Origin of the sequence: Paenibacillus nitricinens (assembly GCF_052056485.1) — a bacterium.
GTDB classification, from domain to species: Bacteria; Bacillota; Bacilli; order Paenibacillales; family Paenibacillaceae; genus Paenibacillus_AQ; species Paenibacillus_AQ nitricinens.
The window spans coordinates 1,482,734-1,506,285 of the sequence record NZ_CP183948.1 but is presented as its reverse complement, the minus strand read 5'-3'; the positions used below and the strand labels follow the sequence as shown (position 1 = coordinate 1,506,285).

Here is a 23,552-nt window from a genome sequence, read left to right as displayed (position 1 = left end):
CTGTCTTCTAACCAAGTGTACTAATGGATTAATGGCAATGAGATTACAAAATGAGTACCTTCGTTAACTCTACTGCTGACAGAAATACATCCACCATGATTTTTGATGATTCGATCACTCACGGAAAGCCCGAGCCCAGTCCCATTCTCCTTCGTCGTAAAAAATGGACTGAACAACCTGTCCAGTGTACGGATATCCATTCCCTTACCGTTATCAGAAATGAAAATACGGACCTCAGAACCCTCTCTACGGGCTCCAACCTCTATTTGACCCATTAGACCATCTGCCCTATCTGTAACGGCCTCCATGGCATTTCTAATCATGTTGAGGACTACCTGCTTCATTTGTTTTACATCACCAGAAATCATCATATCCCCCTGAAAAGAATGCAGATTAATCTGGCATCCTTTCATCAAGGCTTCGCTCTCTGTAAGCAGCACTACTTCCTTGAGCAAGGCTGACACAGGAATCATTCCCACTTGAGGAACTGAGGGCTTGGATGATGTTAGAAATTCATGGATGATATCGTTCGCCCGATCGATCTCCGCCAATATAATCTTGCCATATTCCTGTTTCCCAAGCTGCTGCAGATGCGGGTGAAGCAATTGAATAAATCCACGGATCGCGGTTAATGGATTCCGAATTTCGTGGGCAATAGATGCAGATAATTTACCTAACACAGCCAAACTATCGTTTTGGTAAGCTGTTTGTTCAATCAACTTATAATCGGAGATCTCTTTAACTGTAAACAAATAACAACCCTTCATTTGTTCTCCACAGCATAATGTAACCTTCCAATAACGGCCATACTCGTCTAAAAATTCATAATTTGATTTTCCTTTGTATACCATCTCTCTATAGCTTTGCAGTACTTGCTTTTTCTTAAAGCGACTTAGTCTAACGTTAGATAATAGGTGTGATATTGTACAGCCAACAAGGGAGTGACGGGTTAATTCGAGCATCCCGTACATTTGCTTATTTACAAAACTTATAACTCCCTCTTCATCAAAAAGCATGATTCCGCTGTCAATATTCTCTAGTACATCCTCGTATGTAGTATCCACAGGCCCTGATTGATAGGTTCTTCCCGGTAATAGAAGACTTTCTTGATATTGGCTAATCACGATACGAAGTTCCCCCTTTTACTGCATTTGACGAAGACGCTAAAGCGACATCAAATTACTATGTATTTGAGTATATGACGAAGCCGCCAGAACATTCGGTAATCGTTGCACTTTTTCCAACCGGTTCAATTATATTCCAATCATATCCAAGTGAAGTAGACAACGCAATCAGAGAAACTGTCGAATGATAAAAAAATTCATAAAATGATTCCAAAGACATATAAAATATCACATCAAATTATATTTATTACTATTAATTCGTTCAATTGATTTAAACCCGTTAGAAAAAATTTAGATAAAGATAAAAGCCCTCGCAGTTGCGAAGGCCTTGTTAAAGAAATGGGTCAACCCCAAATTGTAAATAATCTTACGCTTTCTGTTGCAGACGAAGGCGTCTTTGACTCATCACAGCTAATCTTTTCTTCAATTCCCGTTCCCACTTCGTATCCTCAATCTGTTTGGCTACAGCAAGCAGGTCAAGCGCCATATCGATCTGACTCCGCACAATAGCTAGAGGCTCTTCACTCTCGATGTTAATGACATTTTCGAATATTGCAGTTTCGTCTTCCATGACATAGTCCTGAAAATCCACATCAGTAACACCGTCTCCATGTGCGTATTCCGCCAAAATCTCATACTCGTTTTCGACCTTATAGTGAACCTCTACACGATGACATACCGGACAAAAAAGCAGGGGAACATTATGGACTTGCGTGCGATAATGTTTAAGGGTTCCCTTTGTTCCTACCATACTCGCTCCACAGCAAAAGCTCATATTTGTTCACCCTCCTTAGAATGACTAACTCATCTGAGTTTTTATTATTGTATTACATTACCCCAATGGAGATTCCTCCACTCGAGGACATAATATAACTTTTCACGCCTATTTTCAAATCCATTTTTTATTTAGGACTTTTTGGAGCAAAAAACCTCCTTACAGAAAAACTTCTGCAAGGAGGTTGAAATCAGAATATCAAAGATCAGATAATAGCAGAACAGCATTTAAAGGTTTCTGTCACCTGGTTTCCAGTTCATTGGGCATAAGCCACCAGATTGCAGGGCTTGAAGGACACGAAGTGTTTCTTCTACGCTGCGACCTACATCATTGTGATTAACAACTTGATATTTCAATTCACCTTCAGGATCAATGATGAACAATCCACGCAATGCAATACCTTCTTCTTCAATTAGAATGCCGTAGTCCTTAGCTACTTGTTTAGTAATATCACCAGCAAGCGGGAAATTCAAACGGCCAAGACCATTGGAATCCTTAGGTGTATTGATCCATGCTTTGTGGCTGTGGACCGAATCTACACTCGTGCCGAGAATTTCTGTATCAAGCGCTTCGAACTGCGCAGCTACTTCACTAAGAGCTGTGATTTCAGTCGGACATACAAAAGTAAAGTCCAGAGGATAAAAGAAGAATACCAGCCATTTGCCACGATAGTCGGACAGACTAACTTTACCAAAATCCTTACCATCGCCCGATACGGTTTGCATAGTAAAATCTGGAGCTGGTCTACCTACTAAACGTTCAGCCATTGCCAAAATCCTCCTTTGATTATGTAAGAAACCAACCATTTCATGTCGTGATATGCTGGAATAATTTACATCTTGTCTACATATCAAATGGTATCATCGTACAAAATCAAAGTCAATCTTAGACAAATCCTTCTATAATCGTAATTAGGAATTATATTTTTTTATGCTTTGCGGATAGCTGCAACAATCAGGTCGCCCATTTCAGATGTACTAAGCGCTTTGCTCTTATCTACGGCAATATCACTTGTACGGTGACCTGCATCCAATACTTCAGCCACAGCAGCCTCTATCGCAGCAGCCGCATCTTCGTAACCAAAGGTTAAACGGAACATCAGGGCTAAGGACAAAATCGTAGCAATCGGATTCGCAAGCCCTTGTCCAGCAATATCAGGTGCGGAGCCGTGAACGGGCTCGTAGAGACCATAGTTACCGTCAGCCATCGAAGCGGAAGCTAACATACCAATAGAGCCTGTCAACATCGCAGCCTCATCGCTCAGAATGTCACCAAACATGTTCTCGGTTACGATAACATCAAAGCTGGATGGACGGCGCAGCAGCTGCATCGCGCAGTTATCAACGAGTACATGCTCTACCTCTACCTCAGGGTATTCTGGAGCAATCTTATTTACGACCTCACGCCATAAACGTGATGTTTCAAGTACATTCGCTTTATCAACACTTGCCAGCTTATTGCGGCGCTTACCAGCAATTTCAAAAGCCTGACGCACGATTCGTTCCACTTCCATTACGTTATACACACAGGTATCCACCGCTTCTTCACCATGTTCACCTTGACGACGCAGTTTATCTCCGAAGTAAATACCACCAGTCAGCTCACGAACGACCATAAGATCTGTTCCTTCCAGCACTTCTGGCTTCAATGTCGAAGCATCCTTAAGGCAATCGAATACAACTGCAGGACGTAAGTTTGAGAACAACCCAAGCGCTTTACGAATGCCAAGCAATCCGGTTTCAGGACGAAGCTCCTTTGAATTGTTATCCCATTTCGGTCCGCCTACAGCGCCCAGTAATACAGCGTCAGCACTGCGACAGATTTCTAGTGTATCTTCCGGCAGCGGTGTGCCTCTTTCGTCTATTGCAATGCCTCCAAATAGAGCGTGCTCCGTTTCAAAGGTATACCCAAATACTTCTCCCGCTCTTTTTAATACTTTTTCTGCTTCAGCTACTACTTCAGGTCCAATACCGTCCCCTGCGATTACGGCGATTTTTTTAACCTCACTCATCTCAGTCACTCCTCAAGTGGTCTGCTCTAACAGACATAGTTCTTCTTTATATTGTTGTATCATACCCAGTCGTAAAGGACAAAGATATAGATTCTATTGAGTTGATAGGCATAGCCTATAAAACAATTATTGTGAAGGAAGATTTTCTTGAGTAATGAAAAGTACCGCCCAGGATCATCCCTGTAGCGGCTCTGCATTTTCACGTTCTATTAATGAATTGGATTTGAAATTACGTCAATGTTTCCACCTGAATATTTCAGGAAATAGGCAGTTTTGGTGCTTGAATCGTAGCTCAAAAATTTGCTATTACCACTTTCAGGCCATTTTTGCTCTTTTAAGATCTGAGTTCCTTCTTGCGAAAATAACGACCAGGTTTGTTCTAATACATCCCCAACAAACACTTGATTGTTAATAAAGTCCGTCTTCCACCCCGAAAGATCACCCTCTTCTTTAAAAGCTTGCTTAATAGAGGTTGGTGCACTTCCGGTTGCAACATTCATCAAACGGAACACGTTCTGAGGATCATCTGAAACAGGACGCTTCGCGTTAGCTGGAACTGGCTGGTAAATGTATGATGTGTATACTGCAAGATTTGGACCAATAAATTTAAGCTTAATATCAGCATTAAAGTCTTTAAACATTTTTTCATTATGGTGAAATAAATTAATTGTTCTTACAAAGAAATCATCGCTCATTATACCTTGTGCTTGATACTTTATAGCTAAATAAGGATATCCAACAAAATCCCAACCCTGAACGTTTACACTTTCATATCCGTTGTCGTTAATCTTAGCGTTAAAGCTTACACTTGGCGTAGTCCAAGGATACTGATAAAGATTAAAGGAATCTCCAAATTGAACCATGATTCGTTCGTTTACTTTCCCCGTAGGAGCAACCCATTTGATTTTGTCTGCCGCATCTTTAAGCGGTATTTCTGTTTTACTAATCTGCTCTCCGGCATAGGTAAAGACCGTTTTCGTAATTTCGTTGCCATTTGATTTCTTTAGCAGCACTATTTTTTGCGGATTCTTCATCATGTTAAGATCGAGAATCGTATGAGCATCATTTGAAAGATTGACTACCTTATTTGTTGTTACATTGACCACGTCTGCTTTGTTAGTGCTATGATCTATGATTGCGACGAGATCGCCACTAACAGAAAGCACATCTGTACTGTCCAAGCTTGGAGGCAACGTCGATGGATTAGCATAGGATTGATTTGTGAATACAAGCATTCCGATAATTCCTGCGAAAATAATACTGAAGCTCTTTTTCATAGCGCTTCCTCCATTATGAAATTTTTTCCATTGTAAATACATTATAAACTAAAAAAAGTTTCTGAAACATAAAAGCTACGCTAACGAGCACCAGCGAAGTACTGGGCAAATTTGCCCTTGATTAATAAGTTGTTTACAATAAAGTTGAAATCATCTACCTAAGGAGTGAATGCGAAGTGCAATATGCTAAGCTTGGCAAATCCGGTATGAAGGTCAGTCGGCTATGTCTCGGAACAATGAACTTCGGCCCACAAACAGATGAACAAGAAGCCTTTCGTATTATGGACGCTGCACTCGACGCAGGTGTTAATTTTTTTGATACCGCTAACATTTATGGTTGGGGCGAGAATTCCGGTTTAACAGAAACGATTATTGGTCGTTGGTTTAAACAAGGCGGTGGGCGACGTGAAAAGGTCGTGTTAGCTACCAAGGTATACGGTGCAATGAGCGATAAGCTCGACGGGCCTAATGATGAGGGCGGACTATCATCTTATATTATACGCCGCCATCTAGAGGGGTCTCTGCAGCGTCTCCAGACCGATCATATTGAATTGTACCAGATGCATCACATTGACCGTAGTGTGTCTTGGGACGAGCTATGGGGGGCTTTTGAGCTTGCTGTAAACCAAGGAAAGATTGGTTATGTCGGCTCCAGTAACTTTGCAGGATGGGATATCGCTGTAGCCCAACAAGAGGCCAAGGCACGTGGCTTTTTAGGTTTGATTTCTGAGCAGCATAAATACAGCCTGACCTGTCGCCTTCCTGAACTTGAAGTATTACCTTCCTCTCTCCATCATGGATTAGGCGTTATTCCTTGGAGCCCATTGGATGGAGGTCTTCTTGGACGCAATGCACTTAAGAAAATAGAAGGCAGCCGCAGTGGAGGAAATGCCGAGCGCGTAGAGCAATACAAAGATCAGCTTGAGGCTTTTGCAAGCTTATGTATGGAGCTTGGAGAACCACAAGATAATGTAGCGCTAGCATGGTTATTAGCCAATCCTGCTGTAACCGCACCAATTATTGGACCACGCACACTAGAGCAATTCGAGAGTGCACTACGCAGTCTTGAGATTGTGCTAGATGAATCTGTCCTTAAACGGCTAGATGAGATCTTCCCAGGACCGGGCGGAGAAGCTCCTAAAGCTTACGCTTGGTAGGTTTCTTATAATTTGAAAAAGGGAGTTAAGGCTTCAGCAGAACCAATCGCTGAAGCCTTAACTCCCTTTATTGTTCGTACTTATTCAGCTGTGTCCACGGTCACACTTCCATTACTTGTACTTAAGTCCACGGTATAAGTTCCTTTACCGAGAATGGCAGTGCCAAAGCTGTCCCCGTCTAGATCCCAAGGAATATTCCCCTTCAGTGAGCCGTTGCTAGTATCCGCTGTAATCTTCGCATCGGACACAGTTGGCAATCCCACCGTAATCTTTCCGTTACTAGACGAACATTTCCATTTTCCAGTCACTGCTGAATGAATAGTGATCTTTCCGTTGCTGCTCTTTGCAGTCAACGCTCCATCTATATTATCCAAAATAATCGCACCATTAGAACTTTTGAGCTGCGCCCCACCTTGGATGTTCTGAACAGTCAGTGAGCCATTGCTGGTATGTGCCTCAACTCCACCAGCAACATCATGAATATTTATAACCCCATTACTAGTGTCAACCACTAAGCCAGACTTCAAATCCCACGCTTCTATTGACCCGTCACTAGTATCTACCTCAACGGCAAGACTGCTAGGTACACTTACATTTAAATAAGGACTTTTAGTATTAAATCCAAACTGAATATTAGAGAACCAATTATGATCTGTATCGAGCTCCATAATCAGCGTATCTCCCTCAGTTTTTACTTTCCATTTCTTTTCCAACGAACTTTCGGCTTCACTTTGCGATTTTCCAGGTAAGAGTAAGCTTCCCTCATAATCCAATGAGCTTCCATCTATTCCCTCGACCTTTACTTTTCCACTTGGAAGTACGATTTTTAGCGTCGTAATATTGTCTTTCACTTCGACATTGCCGCTTAGTGGGGTTAAATGTGTATTCCCGATTAAACTGCTAAGTGAGCCTCCGGCCATTACGCTCTGTGCACTGCTTGCTCCAACCAACAGGATGATCAATAGGATCGCCCAACCGCTCACACGACTTTTGGCATCGGATTTGATAAACAATCTTAGCAACATCTCGAGTCCGAACAGAATCAACAATGCTGGCCATAAATAACCAAGTACTTCATAGCTGATCATATTATACTGAGCCATCACAATAATGACACCAAGTGCGATACAGCCTATAGCTGCAGTGAAACTCCCGATTTTCCATCTCCCCATAGTGAAATCCCCGTTTCTTACGCTCTCGTATTGTTTCTTAGCATCTTCAGACCGTACGCAATCAGACCCAGTGATAGCAAGATCGTACCAATGTTAATCTCAATTAACATTCTCCAAAGCGTCGGAAATGCTGAGATCACCAGCATAAGGAACCCAGCAACAACACATCCAACACCAACCCAAGCCGGATTCACATCTTCATGTGGGTAACCTGGCATAGAGGATATCCCCATCGTCCAAGGCTCTCCGAAGCTGTCAGGATGGAACATCATACGCTCATGTTCGGCTGCAGTTATTTTCATCCAAGCCGCTTTCTGCAGGGCATCAAACAATTGGTAAAACCACAGTGCAGCCAGCGCAAAAGGGAAGATCATGGGCTCAGACGGAATAAACATAATACATAAGGAAGCCCCGATCATAAACTGCAGCCCCTGCTTTTTGAAGCCTAAGTACAAATGACCTACACCAGGAATCATAGCTAGCATAAAAGTGAGCCAACGTCTCTTCTTAATCATAATACATCCTCCTAAAATTTGGATAGCATAAACTTTTCAGTTTACCTGAATCCATCTATTATTTATAAATCTCTTTATGACTATTTTCTAAAGCCACCAAACCATTGGGTCACAGAATTCGACACATGACCATTAATTTCAGTGATCCCATAAGCCAAATTCTCAAAAACGCCAAACTGCAACAATAACAAACTCAAGCAGGCAGCCACCGCATAATGTGTCAAAGATGTTCTAGGAGCAAAACGACGTCTTACGCTTGTCGCTTTAATCGCTCGTTCCCTGCGTCCTGTTTCAAGCTGCTCAATATGGGCCATAACACCTGCTGCTAGATCTGGAAAGTCCATCTGTTCATGTTGATATTCGCTGTCTGCTTCCATTTCTGACCAAAGAGCTGACATTTCTTTCGCTTCCTCCAGCCACTGTGCGCAATCAGGACAGGATTGTATGTGCAACCGAATACTCAGCTCCATATCTGGAGACAGAAGACCGTCAATGTAATGTGGCATCCATTCCTTCACTATTGCACAATTCATCGCAATTCCTCCCTTTGTCTACGCATCATCTGTCTGGCACGATAAAGCTGCGATTCGATAGTTTTAACGGAAACACCTTTTTGCTCCGCTATCTCTTGATAAGAATTTCGCTGAAAATAGTACAGCTGTACGACCGACCGGTACGGTTCCGCAAGGCTGTTCACATTCTCACCCAGCTCAGCTGATTGTTCCTGCTCTAGCACCTCTTGCTCTGGTGTTTGAGACGTTACCCAATCATTCTCAGTGTAATCAGCTGCACTCCGATGCCTCCACTCCCTATCATTGGCCCGTTTCCAGTCCAGACAGGTTCGATAGGCTATCCGATAAAGCCATGTCGAGAAGGTAGACTGTCCTCTGAAAGAGGGGAGCGCTTTGTATGCTTTTATAAAAACCTCTTGGGCCATATCTTTGGCCGATTCGGCTTCTCCAGTAATCTTGACGCACACTCTGTATACCATGCCTTGATAACGTGTCACCAAATGCCCAAAGGCCTGATGCTCACCGTTCAGCACAGCAGAAATCCATTCCGCCTCTTCCAGCTTTCTCCCCTCCTTCACCTACATAACGTTAGACGCCAGCCAATTCTATTCCCCTGCAACTTAATCACAACTTTTTTAATTTTTGAAATATTTTTGTGAAAGGAATATATTGTTTTTTGTCGAATAATGTTTAATTACTATGACTAAAAGAAAACTCTTCCTAATTATCATGCTATTTCTTACTATACTTACTGGATTTCGCTTCCTATGGGTTTGGGCTTCGCCTCATGTTATACAACCACAATTAGTCAAAGGAGTTCTCGATTTACGGAATATAGAATTGAATCAAGACAAGCTCCTTACCTTAAAAGGCCAGTGGGAATTCTATCCTAATACGCTGCTTCCCACTTTTAATAAAGAATCTCTAAACAAAGCTCCCCCTAAAAAATATATACAAGTCCCGGATCAGTGGAACGATGCCATTCATAATGGCTAAAAGTCTGCTTTTGGCTACGGCTCCTATCGGTTACGGATTCTTGTAGATAAAAATGAAAAGCAGTCTTATGGCATACTTATATCCGGGGTTCAGACTTCTTCGGAAATATATATCAATGGTGAACTACTAGGAAATTCAGGTTCTCCCTCTGCCAATAAAGAAGACTATATTGCTCGTGTATTGCCTTACTCCGTATCTTTTACAACGGATAAGACTGAGATTGAAATTGTGATTCATGTAGCCAACTACTCTTTATCTCATACAGGCGGTATTTTTAAACCCATTTTATTCGGTAACGAAAAAACTTTAACACATCAGCGGATCGTTTCCATAGGCCTTCAACTGTTATTATGTGTAGTACTTCTACTTCATGCAGTCTATGCAGCAATATTATATACCATTGGTCCGCGGCAAAAGATGTTGATCTATTTTTTTCTTTTGGTAATTTCCGCTATAACTACTGTACTTATTGATGATGACAAGCTTTTGCTGTATATGCTTCCCTTAAACTACCAATGGAGCTTAAAGCTATTAATCATATCTAATATTATGGCTTTTATATTCATCTTACTGACAAGCAAGCAACTAATGTTCAAAAATTTAAAAATTAAAAGCGTTCGGATCCTGACCAGCATATCCCTGATACATATCCTTTTCATAATGCTCTGTCCCGTTGTCCGTTATTACGAAGTATTTACACCTATTTTTATCATCAATATAATCGTTCTATCTTCAGAAGTTGTAGTTCTCTTTCTGAAATCTGCACTTAAAAACCACGATGGCTCTATTTTTCTATTGCTATCAATCTTAGCTATCGTTAACAGCACCCATTGGGGGTTGTTCAAAAATTCCGATCTGGTTAACGTTACTTATTATCCTTTCGACCTAATTATTGCCTTTTTATGCTTTGCGACTTTTGGGTTTAAGCGTTATTTCTGGAATACTAAGCAGACTGAAAATCTGGCACAAAGCCTGCAAAGAACCATTACGCAAAAGGATGATTTCCTAGCTAATACCTCTCACGAGCTGAAAAATCCGCTGCATAGCATCATTAATATTGCTGAAACCGTCTTAGACAGTGAGAGAGACTCATTAATGCATCAGAACGCAAATAATCTAGAACTGCTAATTACCGTCGGAAGACGTATGTCTTTACTGATAAACGATCTTCTAGATCAATCACAGCTTCGTGAGAGCAACATTCAATTACAGTTAAGAAATGTTCCAATTCAATCCGTAGTTGTTGGCGTACTCGATATGCTCAAGTTCCTAACGGAAGGTAAGCATATTGCACTAATCTCAGAGATTCCTGACTCATTTCCATCTATTGTGGCAGATGAGAAAAGACTCATTCAGATTTTGTTCAATCTGCTTCAAAATGCTGTGAAATATACGAGTGTAGGCTCAGTTAGGGTCCATGCGGATATTCATAAAGGTGTGGTGCGCATCCATATTACGGATACTGGCATTGGAATGAACGAGGAAACACAGCTCAGAGCCTTTCAACCCTATGAACAGGGTGACTCAAGCGTGACAGCAATAAGTGGTGGAATTGGATTTGGGTTATGTATTTGTAAACAGCTAGTTGAACTTCACGGTGGAGAGATTAGTGTAAAATCTTCACTTGGGAAAGGCTCTACTTTTACTTTTACTATGCCTCTATCCGATTCAAGCATTCAAAAATTCAATTTAGAATCCTCAACAGTGACTGAATACACGGACAAACTATCTCATATTACGCTATCCGAAATTAACAATACATCTGCTACTTCAACGGATGGAAGAAGACCTAAGATTTTGGCTGTCGACGATGACCCGGTTAATTTGAAAATCCTTACTAGCGTACTATCCATCAAAGACTATGAAATGGTTACGGTAACCAGTGGAATCGATGCTTTAACAAAACTGGATATTGATCAATGGGATTTAATCATTACAGATGTAATGATGCCCCAGATGTCCGGCTATGAATTAACACAGAGAATTCGTGAACGTTTTACCATAGCTGAGCTTCCTATTCTACTTCTGACCGCACGTAGCCAGCCGGAAGATATCTACACCGGATTTGTTTCGGGCGCGAACGACTATGTAATGAAGCCTATGAACGCTATGGAGCTAAGAGGACGGGTCCGTTCCTTAACAGATTTAAAACAGTCCGTAAATGAACGGCTTCGCCTGGAAGCAGCGTATCTTCAAGCGCAAATACAACCCCATTTCTTATTCAACACATTAAATTCTATATCAGCTCTGGCATCTTTTGATACACAGCGTATGAGTCACCTCACTGATGCCTTTAGCTCTTATTTACGTTTAAGCTTTAACTTCTTGAACGCTGAGCCGATGATACCGATTGAACATGAGCTTGAGCTTGTCCGCGCCTATCTGTACATAGAGAAAGAGCGTTTTGAGGACAGGATGACCATCAACTGGGATGTAGCAGAAAATCTACATTTTCAGTTACCTCCCTTGACCATTCAGCCACTCGTTGAAAATGCCGTTAGGCACGGTATATTAAGCCGCTCCAAAGGAGGTACGCTTTCAATATCGATCAAAGAACTAGCTGATGACATCGAGATTACAATCGCTGATAATGGTAAAGGCATGACTTCCAAACAACTTCAGCAACTGCTGGGCAGCCAGTCTAATGTAACCCGAGGGATTGGATTCCTTAATACACATAAACGCTTGTTACGTGTCTATGCTAAGGGTTTGCTAATTAAAAGCAAGGAAGGGCTAGGCACTTCAGTAAGCTTCATAATCCCTTCTGAAAAAAGAAATATGAATCGCAAAAATACCTAGTCACAGACAAACTATAATGAACCAAAATAAAAGTAATCATATATTGTTTTTTGCTAAAAAATACTATATTGAGTGGTGGAATAACAATGATTCAAGCAGTATTGGTGGACGATGAACGCCTTGCTCTCGTAAAGTTAGAATTCATGTTAAAAGAAATGGAAGCTGTTCATATCATCGCGTCCTATACAGACCCGGTTCAAGCTATACAAGAAGCTCCAGCCTTGGAGCCTGACGTTATTTTTATTGATATTGAAATGCCTGAAGTGAGCGGACTTCAGGCTGCCGCAATTCTGCAAGAGGTCTGTCCAAACGCTAATATCGTTTTCGTGACCGCATATAACCAATATGCAGTGGAAGCCTTTGAGTTAAATGCGATTGATTATATTTTGAAGCCCGTGCGACATGACCGTTTATTCAAAACAGTACAACGCTTGGAGGACAGATTGAGGTTTGCACCAAAAAGCACTGAGGTAGTACAAGAACTAACGATTCGTTGTTTTCAATCGCTGCGTTTTGAACGAGGAGGACAACCTTTAAACAATCTCCGTTGGAGGACTTCTAAGGCACAAGAATTGTTTGCTTTCTTGCTTCATAACCGCAACCGATTCGTCAGTAAAGATACCCTGATTGACCTACTATGGCCAGATTTCAACCTTAAAAAGGCTTCTACCCATCTCTACACAACCATTTATCAAGTACGGCAATGTTTAAAGCAAAGTGAGGTAGATCTGCATATCAGCAACGTTAGTGGCGGTGAAGGGTATACGCTTGAGACCGGGCCGCTTCTAATCGATGCAGCCCAGTGGGAGCACAATATTCTTGCACTCGAATCCATCGGAGAGGACAATTATGCAGAACATCAAAACGTATTTGAACTTTATTCAGGGGATTATTTTGGAGATTACGACTATTTGTGGGCAGAGGGCGAACGACAACGTCTGCGCACCATTTGGCTACACCATGCTATGGGAATGGCCCAGTTCTATATCGACAACAACAGAGTTCCCGAAGCTGTCACCGTGTATCAAAAGGTAGTACAGCTTCAGCCCTACTTTGAACAAGGACATTTAGGGTTAATGAAGGTCTACGACAGTATTGGGGAACGATCCGCTGTGGAAGAACAATACAAGAATCTGACGGACTTATTGAAAGGCGATCTTAGTATTGGCCTTCCTGCCGTTGTTCAAGATTGGTATGAACAATGGGAACTACATAACCTTAGAATACGCAGCAAGAAATAGTTTCTATTTATCAAAGACACCCGGATCTATTCGGGTGTCTTTATTGTTACGATATATTAATTGCTGCGTTTTGAAACTGCTAGTGATATTCTTACAAGCTACAAGCTATGCCCTATTATCCTAATTCCGGTAGATCTACGAAGGTAACAGCGGTATCTGAAGTGCTGTGCAATTCAAAGATGACAATTTCATTGTCGCCTTGCTTCAATAAAGGTCCTGGCACATACATTGTTTTCTGTGGTCCGATATTCCAATAGCGTCCAAGGTTGAACCCATTAATGAACACGACGCCTTTAGTCCATCCTTCCATGCTCAAGAACGTATCACAAGGTTCATCCACAACTAAGGTGCTGCGGAAGAAGCTAGGTTCCACTTGCTTGAATAGACCTTCAAACTGCAGACCAGATAAATCTGTTAATGGCAACGTATACGTCGTCCATTCTGACAGAAACTGCCGTCCATACCGTACCCCTTCGGTAATCCCCTTACAATCTCTCATATAAGGACCATAGTTGATGCGTCCTAAATTCTCTACAAGTATACTAACATGCAGCCCTTCGGCCGGAACCTCGAACTCTAATTTCACCTCTGGCTCTACACGATCTAAGGTTGCAGTGAGCTCTCCATTCAGAAAGACTAATGCACGATCGTGTAAATCCTGGATGAAGAACTCCTCTTTGGGACGAGGTCCTGTAAGGAACGTACTATAATGAATAAAGCCATAATCCTGACCCAATTTCTCCATCGGTTCAGGGTATGCAGAATGAATGGGTACAGAAATGCGATTCAAGTTTGCGGTAAGTGAAGCTTGCTCCTTCATCTCTACTCTTCCATATGCTCTCTTAGCAACAGGAGCTGGCAACTCAACGGGTCCGAGATCTGCATATTTGGAGATCACTTCACGAACTGCATAATATTTAGCTGTTGGCTCACCGGATTCACTCAGTAATGAATCATAGTCATAACTAGTAATTGTTGGTTCATAGCTGTCAAACGTATGCCCATTCGCTCCGTTGTAGAAGCCAAAATTAGTTCCGCCATGGAACATATAGAAATTAACGGATGCGCCTAAACTAAGTATCTCATCCAATACCTTCGCTACATCCTCAGCCGGACGCGTATGATGCTCCTCACGCCAATGATCAAACCAGCCGTTCCAATATTCCATACACATGATTGGAGCCTCTGGTTGGTATTCACGGAGCTTGTTGAATGCTTCTACTGGACGTGATCCAAAGTTCACCGTCTCCAGCACACCTGGGACCATACCTCCCTGTAACATCGCGTCTTCAGGTCCATCGGAAGTGAATAGTAGTACATCTATCCCACGGGAAATCATGCTGTCTTTTAAATGAGTCAAATAGCGCTTATCATTGCCGTAACTACCGTACTCATTCTCAATCTGCATAGCAATGATCGGGCCACCATTTGTACATAACAGTGGTTGTAATTTGGGGAGCAATACATCATAATACGCATCTACATGATCTAGAAATGGTTTATGGTAGCATCGAAGACGCATATCCGAATCAGCTAGCAACCAAGATGGCAGTCCACCAAATTCCCATTCTGCACAAATATAAGGTGCGGGACGAACGATGACATGCAGACCCAAATCTCCTGCCAGTTCAATAAACCGGACTACATCTGCCATACCTTCAAAATGAAGTTGGCCTTTCTTCGGCTCGTGTAAATTCCATGCCACATAGGTTTCAACCGTATTGAAGCCGCAAGCTTTTAATTTGATAAGACGGTCTTCCCAATGTTCCGGCAGAGTCCTAAAATAATGGATGGCTCCTGAGATAAGCCGTATCGCCTGATCGTTATAATAAAAGGAAGATCCTGAATAATGAAAAGTTGCCATATTCTCAACACCTCGTAATGGTATGATCACTTAAGTAGAATAACTTGCTATCGCTTGATTGATCCGCTCTCTTGCCTCTAAGAGCCATGTTCCATGATCCCTCGGGTATACAGAGAAGGTCAACGATGTGCTCAGACCCTCTTCCATAATGGCTATCGTTGCTTTCTTGCCAATTTTCTGCTCAAGTAATTCTAGTGCGCGCAAATCCTGCAACCCTTCATATAGAACTTCCAATCGAATGGATTCAATCGGGCCTTCTTCTCCCGGATAGACCAAGTAGGCATCTCCTGAGGGAAATGCATGCTCAGCGTCAGTCGTACGATAAGGGTCCAGCTGCTGATTCAATGAATATTGCGAGTACCAGAAGTTATAACCCCAATGCAAGAAGCCCTGTAATCCGAATTTATACAATTGAAACCCGATTATACGATTTCTAGCAGACGGCATGTTGAAAAACCGGTTGGATACTTGTTCACCTTGAGCGCAGCAATAGTACGTCCAAAGGTCTGGAACCTGATGTTCTAAGAACGGTTCAATATGCGTATTCGCAGGAATCGGCCTTTTCACCAGGCCCTGTTCATACAACTCCAATTCAGACAATGCGTCCATGATCGGATAACTTGATAAATGTTTATAAATGATCTCACTAGCAGCTCGGTACGATTCCAAATGTTCCTCTCCTGGTTCATCTGAAATATGGAACCAGCTTTGCTGGTCTATTCCCTGCTCTTTCAAATATTGATCTAAGCAAGGTAAAAATTGATCCAAGAAACTATGGTATTCCGGCGAGGAGGCGTCCGTATCCCAGCCGAATAGTTGCTGATCTTCACCTTGAATGGTTACCATTATTTTTGGTGCACACTTTGCACCCCATTGAGTGAATAAATGAGAGAACTCAAAGTATTTGAAGCCAAGCCGGCGGCACATCGATACCCAACGAGTAAGCAGATCAAATCCGAATTCATAACGATCTCCCGCTTTAGTCACGGATATCAATTGAACCGTTGGACGTACTCCACCAATGGCTGTATCCAAAGGCGGTGTAAACAACGGAGTTAAGATCATGTTCATGCCATGCTTAACCATCGTATCTGCATAGAGTTCTATAAGGTCCCAATGCGCTTCACTAAATACTTTGACACCATACTTTGTAGCAAGACAATCCACATGGAACCATTCCGTATGAATTAACTTTTGCGGCGGTAGTGTTGCAGGGATGACGGTTAACTCGAATACATCCGATTCACCTAACATCTGCCCTTCAGATGATTGGAAGAGGACCTGAATAGAACGAAGCCCCGTACTCATTGATTCATCCAAGGTTATCGTCACCCATAAAGATCGCCATTGTCCCGGGATCGATGAAATAGATTGTTGATCCAGCGTATACAATGGATCTGGATATAATCCCGGCGTAGTTCTTAGCACATCTTCATCATGATTTTTGAAACAAGGCATTTCTGAGGGAACAAGTCCAACGGATCTTATACATATTAGATCTGGAAGCGATGATTTTATCTCTACTTCAATATTCTTTAGAAGTGTATCTGAGGTATAAGCAACTTGGAACGAAAATGTTTCTCCAACAAGTGCGGTTGCACTGCGATAGGATTCATGATTTGGCACTTCATCAGCAAATACCTTAACCAACGAACTTAATAACATCGTCTGAAATGGCTGCGGAGCATTCATCGTTGCTTCACCTCTTCATCTTTACAGACACTTTGTGCAAATTCTTTCAGAACAATACTGTTACCCTCGATGCGGGATTGCTCTGCTGCAAAAGCCATAAGGTGACTTTGAATGGAATGATTCGCTGATGTAAGACCTTGAATCTTCCCTTCCGCTCGAACCAGCTTAACAAAATCTTTGATTAACCCCATATCGCCGCCGCCATGACCCACATGACCACCTGCATTCTCGAACGAAATTCTCTCTACCTTACCGCTGCCAAAATGGATCACTTCAATTTCATTCTTCTCCATCGCACCGCGAATTTCTCCCGTGGTACCCATCAGCTTGAGGGTACGACTAACATCTTTGGTAAACGCACTCATTGTAAATGCTATAGTTACGGAATTAGCAAATTCTAGATTTACAACTTGATGGTCGACGACATCATTATCACAATGATAGACACATCGTCCATAAGGTCCTTCCTGAAGAGCATTCAGGCGGGCTTCATAGCTTGGATCATCGCTAATTGCCGATGTAGGCCAATCTGTATCCTCCGTCAAATATTGATTAGGAGCATAATAGAGACATTTATCTGATGCTGGGCATCCATCTGTGCAACGTAGCGGGGCTCCTTCCGGCGCTTCACTAGATTTGAAATGAGACAGTGAGCCAAAGGAAGACACTCGAACACATTCTGAATCTGTTAACCAGGAAAGAATGTCCAGATCATGACAGGACTTAGCGAGAATCATCGGACTGGACTCATCCTTCTTGCTCCAATTCCCTCTTACGAAGCTATGAGCTTGGTGCCAGTAACCCACGTTCTCATTATGTTGAATGGACATCAATTGTCCGATCGCACCACTCTCCAGCAGTTCCTTGATCGTTGAGAAGAAATTGGTATATCTCAATACATGGCATATCGAGAAGACACGGTTCACTTTAGAGGCCATTTCCCCCATAAGTACACATTCCTTGGCATCAGGGGACATCGGCTTTTCTAGTAGCACATGATACCCTGCCTCCAGTGCTTTCATTGTCGGCACATAATGCTGATTGTCTTGGGTACAGATAAATACCGCATCTGCTACTTTCGGGGACGCGAAAAAATCATCCCAATGGGTAAAGCACATGTCATCAGCCAGCTTATATCTTGCCTTAAATTTATTTCTCCGCTTCGCATTCGGCTCTGCAACAGCTACAACTTGAAGCTCATCGGGGTGCTGAATCGCATATTCTGAATAATTAATTCCTCGCAGGCCCGCTCCAATTAAAGCAACAGTGACTTTCTTCATCGCAATCTGCTCCTTCATATGAGACTTTATGCTATGTCTTTACTCTATTTCTTTATTCTTTAACACTACCAACCGTCATTCCTTTTACGAAATACCTTTGTAAGAATGGATAGACTACCATAATTGGCAATGCACCCATGAATATTTGCGCCGTTCGGATTGTCTTCTCACTCAGATTCTCCATCACCTTGAGCTGCTCAATGGACATCGATGACATCTGGGCATTGATAGACATAATCAAGGTAGAAAGATAGGTCTGTAGTGGATAATGTTCAGGTGAATTCAGGTAAAGGATACCGTCAAACCAAGCGTTCCAATGCCCAACTATGGTGAATAACCCAATCGTTGCGATGGATGGAAGGGATATCGGTAAATAAATTTGCCAAAGTACTCTCCAATGTCCGGCACCATCAATCGTAGCCGCTTCATCCAATTCTCTTGGAATAGATCTGAAGAAGTTAAGCATCAGAACCATATTCCATACATTCAATGCACCTGGTAAGATAAGCGCCCAAATGGAATCGATTAAGCCTGTATTTTTCACTATGATATACGTCGGAATTAAGCCGCCTCCAAAAAACATCGTAATCGCGAATATCCATACATATACGGTTCTAAATTTAAACTGATCATTCGATTTGGAAAGCGGATAAGCAGTAATAAATACTAGAAACAAGTTAACTACTGAACCGAGCACTACTCGTTTTACGGAGACTCCCAAGGAACGAAAGAACTCTACCTTTTCTCCTAAATATACATAAGCATCCCAGGAAAATCCGACGGGCCAAAGCTTCACTTCTCCAGCCATCGCAGCTGTATTCGAGCTAAGTGAGATGGAGAGTAAGTGTACAAATGGGATAATGCCGAGTATGGTAATGAAAGTTAACAACAGCGTATTGAACACGATAAATAATTTTCTGCTGAATGATTGTTTATGTAACACCATCTCCACCTCCTAGAATATGCGGTAATTATTAAATTTGTAAGCTGCATAGTAAGTTGTTGATACCATAAATAAAGATATTATCGATTTAAAGAGACCCACTGCTGCCGCAGGTCCAAATTGTTGGCTGAACATTCCCAATCGATAGACAAATGTATCTATTATATCTGCGCCTGCATATACAGTTGGGTTATACATAATCAATATCTGCTCAAAACCTGCGTTAAGAATACCACCGAGACCTAATACACTAAGTAAAATAATAATCGGTGCTATACCTGGAAGCGTAATGTTAAGCATTTGCTTCCATTTTCCTGCACCATCTACCTCCGCCGCTTCATACAGCGTCGCGTTAATTCCTGTGATGGCAGCAAGCATGATGATCATATTGTAGCCCATGCCTTTCCAGACATCCGAGCCAATGATAATCCCCCTGAACCAACCATTATCAAGCATGAACATGATAGGTTCTAAGCCCATAGAAGAAATTAAGCCATTAATAGGTCCATTCAGAGAGAATAATTCAATAATGACACCCCCAAGGACGGTCCATGAAAGGAAGAACGGGAGGAAAATGGCGGATTGAATAAAACCTGCGAACCATTTCTTAGTGATCTCATTTAATAATAAAGCTAGAATAAGCGGGACAAGCAGAGACAACACCATTTTGATGATGGCAATGACTAGCGTATTCCACAGCACTTGCTTGAAATCCGGTAAATTAAATACATAACGGAAGTTATCTAATCCCACAAAATCGGATTTAAAAAAACCGGATAACGGCTCAAACTCTTGAAACGCCATAACCAGACCGGCCATCGGTCCGTAAGCATAAATCAGTGTAACAATTACACCCGGTATTAACATGATATGAAGCGGAAATTCATTCTTCAGTGATTTCATAGATGCCCTCCTCACCAACTTACTCATTTTAAAACGGGAGGTGAGTCGGCTCACCCGACTCACCTCACCCGCTTTCTTGTCCCTATGATTTATTTCGTAGCTTCCGTGCTATACCATTCATTGACCTCATCAATAATTTCATTACCGCCAAGTGCCTTCCAGCTATCCACGAATTTATCGAAATCATCAAGAGAACCGCCCATGATAATCTTGGTAAAGGACTCTTGCATCAATTTATCCAGCTGACCGCCCTTTTCCACTACTGTTGGTGTAGGAAGACCGTAAAACTCGTTGTATACAAATTGTTGATTTTCTTTAATTTGTCGTGTTAAGCCCCAGCCACCGTCTTTTGCAGCCCGGCTATAATATTGCCCCCAGTTTACACCTTTGGTAGCGTTAGATGTGTCGCCTGCCAGGAAGTCCTTAGTCGCTTTGAATGTATCCGCAACGGTCTTATAATTTGCATCGTCTATTGTAATTTCAGTCTGATTAGCATCAAGCGCTTTGTTCACTTCGTTGTAAATCGTATCAATATCAACAGGGTTGGCAATCCGTGGGTTAAACCAGTTGTATACATAGCCATCTGCCGCTTTGTTCTTATCCTTGTATTTCTTATTACCAACTTCGATGTAGAAATTGAGCATCTTAATCGCTGCTTCTGGGTTCTTCATCTTTTTGTTCACAACGAAAATTTTATTGCTGCGGATTTTTGGAACGAGTGATTTAGCTGGACCATCAATCCCTGGAAGTTGAATTGCAATCCAATCCGCCTTGGGATCTTTGTCTACGCTGGAGTTAAGCGGCCAGTTCGGATACCACCACTCTCCGTAGGAAATACCCACTTTACCTGCAGTCAGATCTTCTACAGCCTTATTCTCATCCTTTAGTGCAAACTCTTTATCAATAATTCCATCTTTATACCAGGCTTGTAGCTTACCAAGTGCAGTCTTCACTTCAGGTTGAATCAATCCCGGTAACAATTTGTCATCGTCGTCTTTAATCCAAGCCGATTGTTTATCTCCAACGGAAGGATAAGCACCAAATCCATTAAAGAAACCTCTGACATCAAATCCCCAGAAGAAGAGATTCTTTTGTATGGCTAAACCATAGGTGTCATTTTTACCATTCTGATCTGGATCATTATGTGTAAATGCTTGTGCAACTTTCTCAAGCTCATCGATCGTCTTCGGTGCCTGTAAACCTAGATTATTAAGCCAATCTTGACGAATCCATAACAGCTGTGTGGATAAGAAGGGATCTTCAAATGCAGGGATACCTAATTGCTTCCCCTCCGCACTGAACGTTTTCATCGCAAATCCACCATCTGAGTCCATATAAGCCTTTAGAGCTGGTGAAGCATATTGTGCATAAGCATCTGTCAGATCAGCAAGCATATCTTGCTTTTTAAGCTTCTCATAGTTCTTCTGATCAACTTCTATCACATCGGGTAGATCCCCTGATGCCATGGCAAGCGAGAACTTTTGCTCGAACTGGGCAGAGGGAACGGTCCATTTGTATTTCACTTCAATATTCATCATCTCTTTGAGATCTTTCAGGTAGGCATTTTGTTCCGGTGTTATTCCGCTTGGAGTTCTGGGATCTTCTGGTGGATTATATCCGAGTATTTCTGTAACAGTAACCGTTTCCGGGTATTTCCCTAGTGGATCAGGTGCTGTCGCGCTGTTTGTGGCACTATTCGTAGTGTTTTCCTTAGGCGTAGATGGTGCATTCGCATTTCCATTTCCTTGACTTCCGCATGCTGACAATAATGAAAGAATCATCGTTACTGATAAAACCATTTTCCATGATCTCATTTTCTTCATCTGAATGCTTCCCCCCCTTTGTTTGCTGCAATTCTTGTAGTTAATCAATGTTCCTAGTTAATATTTTAGTCACAGAGGAAACCGCTTTCAATTTCGTTTTTTTTACATCACTTTCACTTTATTTACTCATTTTGAATTTCGGTATTCCTGTGGAGATAAGCCCATCTTCCGTTTAAAGAATGTTGTAAAGTAGGATGGTGATTCAAAACCGACCCGGATAGCGATTTCATTTAGTTTCAGAGTTGTATTCTTCATCAGCTGCAGAGCAACATGCAGCTTCGTCGACTGGATATACTCTAATAAATTTTGACCTGTCGTCTGTTTATAATAACGAGATAAATAGGACGGATTAAGATGCACCTCTGCAGCAATTGAGGTAAGCGATATATCTCCAGATAGGTTCTCCTGCACAAATTGATGAATTTGTTCAATGATTAGCGTCTTGAAATCTTCCTGCTCGATTCCTCCAGCTTTGTGCATCGTATCCTCTAGTTGACTTAGTTTCTCAAGGTCTAAGATAAGCATGTGCTGACCTAATAAAGCTCTCTTAAGAATCATAGAACGCACTGCTTCAACTTGAAGATGGATCGATTCCCAATGGTTAAGTAAATCCCCCGATATCCCGAATGAAACGCAGACACTTAGCAGCTCATCACACTCATTCTGTACAGGCTCTAATATCCCTCTCATATAAGCAACGATTCCAGACCAATTTACCCCTTGATCAGGATAGTCACTACGAAAGCGATTCAGCAACCCTTCATCTGGTTGAAGCAGCCATAGGAATACACGATCATCATAAATCACTTCTTCACATGCAATAGATGCAGGCAGATGATCATGAAAAATACGCTGAACAGACGGAGGCATTTTAAATTTTGGATCATCTAATTGATCTAAGATACCAACAAGAAAGAACGAAGGACGATCTAATGCAATGCCGAACTCTACATCCTTGTAACGTACATTATTGAGTATAGAAGTAATAGACTCCCCGCTTAGCACCCGCTCCATCAGCTCTCTCTTTAGGAAGGAACTAGCGATTTGATAGTGCATTTGCGCCTTCTCCAATTGAAGTCTGCGACGGTTCTCCTCGTCTAGCTTGTCGACTGCTGCCTTCACAGCTTGGAAAATAGGTTCAATTCCTTCCGTTTTCAGAATGTAATTGTCCACATTCTTACGAATCGCTTCGTATACATAATCAAATTCACTGTATCCTGTAAGGAAAATCACCCGGCATAATGGCCAATAATAGACGATTTCGTCCACGAGCTGGAGACCATTCTTTTGAGGCATACGAATATCGCTAACTAAAATATCCAGTTTCGTTTTCTTAGCAATTTCAAGAGCTTCGCTTGAGGAGTAAGCTTTTCGTATATCCAGTTCAAATTCTGAGTTATCCTGAAACAGTTGGACTAATCCATTCACAATTACAGGCTCATCATCTACGATTAGTAATCTATACATA

At 41.9% G+C, this 23,552-nt stretch carries 19 protein-coding genes; 3 read left to right on the top strand and 16 right to left on the bottom strand.

Annotation, left to right across the window (positions count from 1 at the left end; translation table 11 throughout):
- Positions 1–20: 20 nt before the first annotated feature.
- From ACN6KS_RS06770 to ACN6KS_RS06750, 5 genes are all read right to left on the bottom strand, one after another.
- Entirely contained in the window at positions 21–1,124 is a 1,104-nt protein-coding gene (locus tag ACN6KS_RS06770) for an ATP-binding protein (protein ID WP_094869962.1), read from the bottom strand.
- Positions 1,125–1,491: 367 nt separating this feature from the next.
- On the bottom strand, positions 1,492–1,899 hold the full coding sequence (locus ACN6KS_RS06765; RefSeq protein ID WP_042125131.1) for a hypothetical protein: 408 nt from the start codon (positions 1,897–1,899) through the stop codon (positions 1,492–1,494).
- Positions 1,900–2,126: 227 nt separating this feature from the next.
- Entirely contained in the window at positions 2,127–2,666 is a 540-nt protein-coding gene (locus tag ACN6KS_RS06760) for a peroxiredoxin (RefSeq protein ID WP_440961639.1), read from the bottom strand.
- A gap of 161 nt (positions 2,667–2,827) precedes the next feature.
- Positions 2,828–3,910, bottom strand: a complete 1,083-nt coding sequence (leuB, locus tag ACN6KS_RS06755) for a 3-isopropylmalate dehydrogenase (protein WP_094869960.1) — start codon at positions 3,908–3,910, stop codon at positions 2,828–2,830.
- Positions 3,911–4,119: 209 nt separating this feature from the next.
- Complete coding sequence (locus tag ACN6KS_RS06750; RefSeq protein WP_440961638.1) at positions 4,120–5,187, bottom strand: hypothetical protein; 1,068 nt, start codon at positions 5,185–5,187, stop codon at positions 4,120–4,122.
- A gap of 176 nt (positions 5,188–5,363) precedes the next feature.
- Between ACN6KS_RS06750 and ACN6KS_RS06745 the strand changes: the two genes are divergently transcribed.
- Positions 5,364–6,344, top strand: a complete 981-nt coding sequence (locus ACN6KS_RS06745; protein WP_341133986.1) for an aldo/keto reductase — start codon at positions 5,364–5,366, stop codon at positions 6,342–6,344.
- Positions 6,345–6,424: 80 nt separating this feature from the next.
- Here ACN6KS_RS06745 and ACN6KS_RS06740 read toward each other — a convergent pair whose 3' ends face one another.
- From ACN6KS_RS06740 to ACN6KS_RS06725, 4 genes are all read right to left on the bottom strand, one after another.
- The gene (locus ACN6KS_RS06740; RefSeq protein WP_094869957.1) at positions 6,425–7,516 is read right to left on the bottom strand and encodes a DUF4097 family beta strand repeat-containing protein; all 1,092 of its coding nucleotides are present in this window, start codon (positions 7,514–7,516) and stop codon (positions 6,425–6,427) included.
- Positions 7,517–7,533: 17 nt separating this feature from the next.
- Positions 7,534–8,031 (bottom strand): hypothetical protein, encoded by a 498-nt coding sequence (locus ACN6KS_RS06735; RefSeq protein WP_094869956.1) that lies wholly within the window; start codon positions 8,029–8,031, stop codon positions 7,534–7,536.
- A gap of 80 nt (positions 8,032–8,111) precedes the next feature.
- Complete coding sequence (locus ACN6KS_RS06730; protein ID WP_094869955.1) at positions 8,112–8,564, bottom strand: anti-sigma factor family protein; 453 nt, start codon at positions 8,562–8,564, stop codon at positions 8,112–8,114.
- Positions 8,561–9,121: an RNA polymerase sigma factor gene (locus ACN6KS_RS06725; RefSeq protein WP_042125119.1), complete on the bottom strand. Its 561-nt coding sequence runs from the start codon at positions 9,119–9,121 to the stop codon at positions 8,561–8,563. Before ACN6KS_RS06725 ends, ACN6KS_RS06730 begins: the two co-directional genes overlap by 4 nt.
- A gap of 646 nt (positions 9,122–9,767) precedes the next feature.
- Between ACN6KS_RS06725 and ACN6KS_RS06720 the strand changes: the two genes are divergently transcribed.
- Positions 9,768–12,338 (top strand): ATP-binding protein, encoded by a 2,571-nt coding sequence (locus ACN6KS_RS06720; RefSeq protein WP_440961637.1) that lies wholly within the window; start codon positions 9,768–9,770, stop codon positions 12,336–12,338.
- A gap of 86 nt (positions 12,339–12,424) precedes the next feature.
- A complete protein-coding gene (locus tag ACN6KS_RS06715; RefSeq protein WP_094869953.1) occupies positions 12,425–13,579 on the top strand; it encodes a response regulator in 1,155 nt (384 codons plus the stop codon).
- A gap of 115 nt (positions 13,580–13,694) precedes the next feature.
- On the opposite strand, the gene ACN6KS_RS06710 is transcribed toward ACN6KS_RS06715, so the two are convergent.
- The 7 genes from ACN6KS_RS06710 to ACN6KS_RS06680 all read right to left on the bottom strand — a co-directional run bounded on the left by ACN6KS_RS06710 (position 13,695) and on the right by ACN6KS_RS06680 (position 23,551).
- Positions 13,695–15,443: a glycoside hydrolase family 35 protein gene (locus tag ACN6KS_RS06710; RefSeq protein ID WP_341136053.1), complete on the bottom strand. Its 1,749-nt coding sequence runs from the start codon at positions 15,441–15,443 to the stop codon at positions 13,695–13,697.
- 30 nt (positions 15,444–15,473) lie between these two features.
- On the bottom strand, positions 15,474–17,135 hold the full coding sequence (locus tag ACN6KS_RS06705; protein WP_094869951.1) for a DUF4091 domain-containing protein: 1,662 nt from the start codon (positions 17,133–17,135) through the stop codon (positions 15,474–15,476).
- Entirely contained in the window at positions 17,132–18,415 is a 1,284-nt protein-coding gene (locus ACN6KS_RS06700; protein WP_440961636.1) for a Gfo/Idh/MocA family protein, read from the bottom strand. The genes ACN6KS_RS06705 and ACN6KS_RS06700 overlap by 4 nt, the downstream gene beginning before the upstream one ends.
- A gap of 52 nt (positions 18,416–18,467) precedes the next feature.
- Positions 18,468–19,361 carry a carbohydrate ABC transporter permease gene (locus tag ACN6KS_RS06695; RefSeq protein WP_094869949.1) on the bottom strand — a complete coding sequence of 298 codons (894 nt, stop codon included), beginning with the start codon at positions 19,359–19,361 and terminating at the stop codon, positions 18,468–18,470.
- Between the two features lie 9 nt (positions 19,362–19,370).
- Positions 19,371–20,261: an ABC transporter permease gene (locus ACN6KS_RS06690; protein ID WP_094869948.1), complete on the bottom strand. Its 891-nt coding sequence runs from the start codon at positions 20,259–20,261 to the stop codon at positions 19,371–19,373.
- Positions 20,262–20,350: 89 nt separating this feature from the next.
- A complete protein-coding gene (locus tag ACN6KS_RS06685) occupies positions 20,351–22,084 on the bottom strand; it encodes an extracellular solute-binding protein (protein WP_440961635.1) in 1,734 nt (577 codons plus the stop codon).
- Positions 22,085–22,210: 126 nt separating this feature from the next.
- On the bottom strand, positions 22,211–23,551 hold the full coding sequence (locus ACN6KS_RS06680; protein ID WP_280788782.1) for a response regulator transcription factor: 1,341 nt from the start codon (positions 23,549–23,551) through the stop codon (positions 22,211–22,213).
- Position 23,552: the final 1 nt, after the last annotated feature.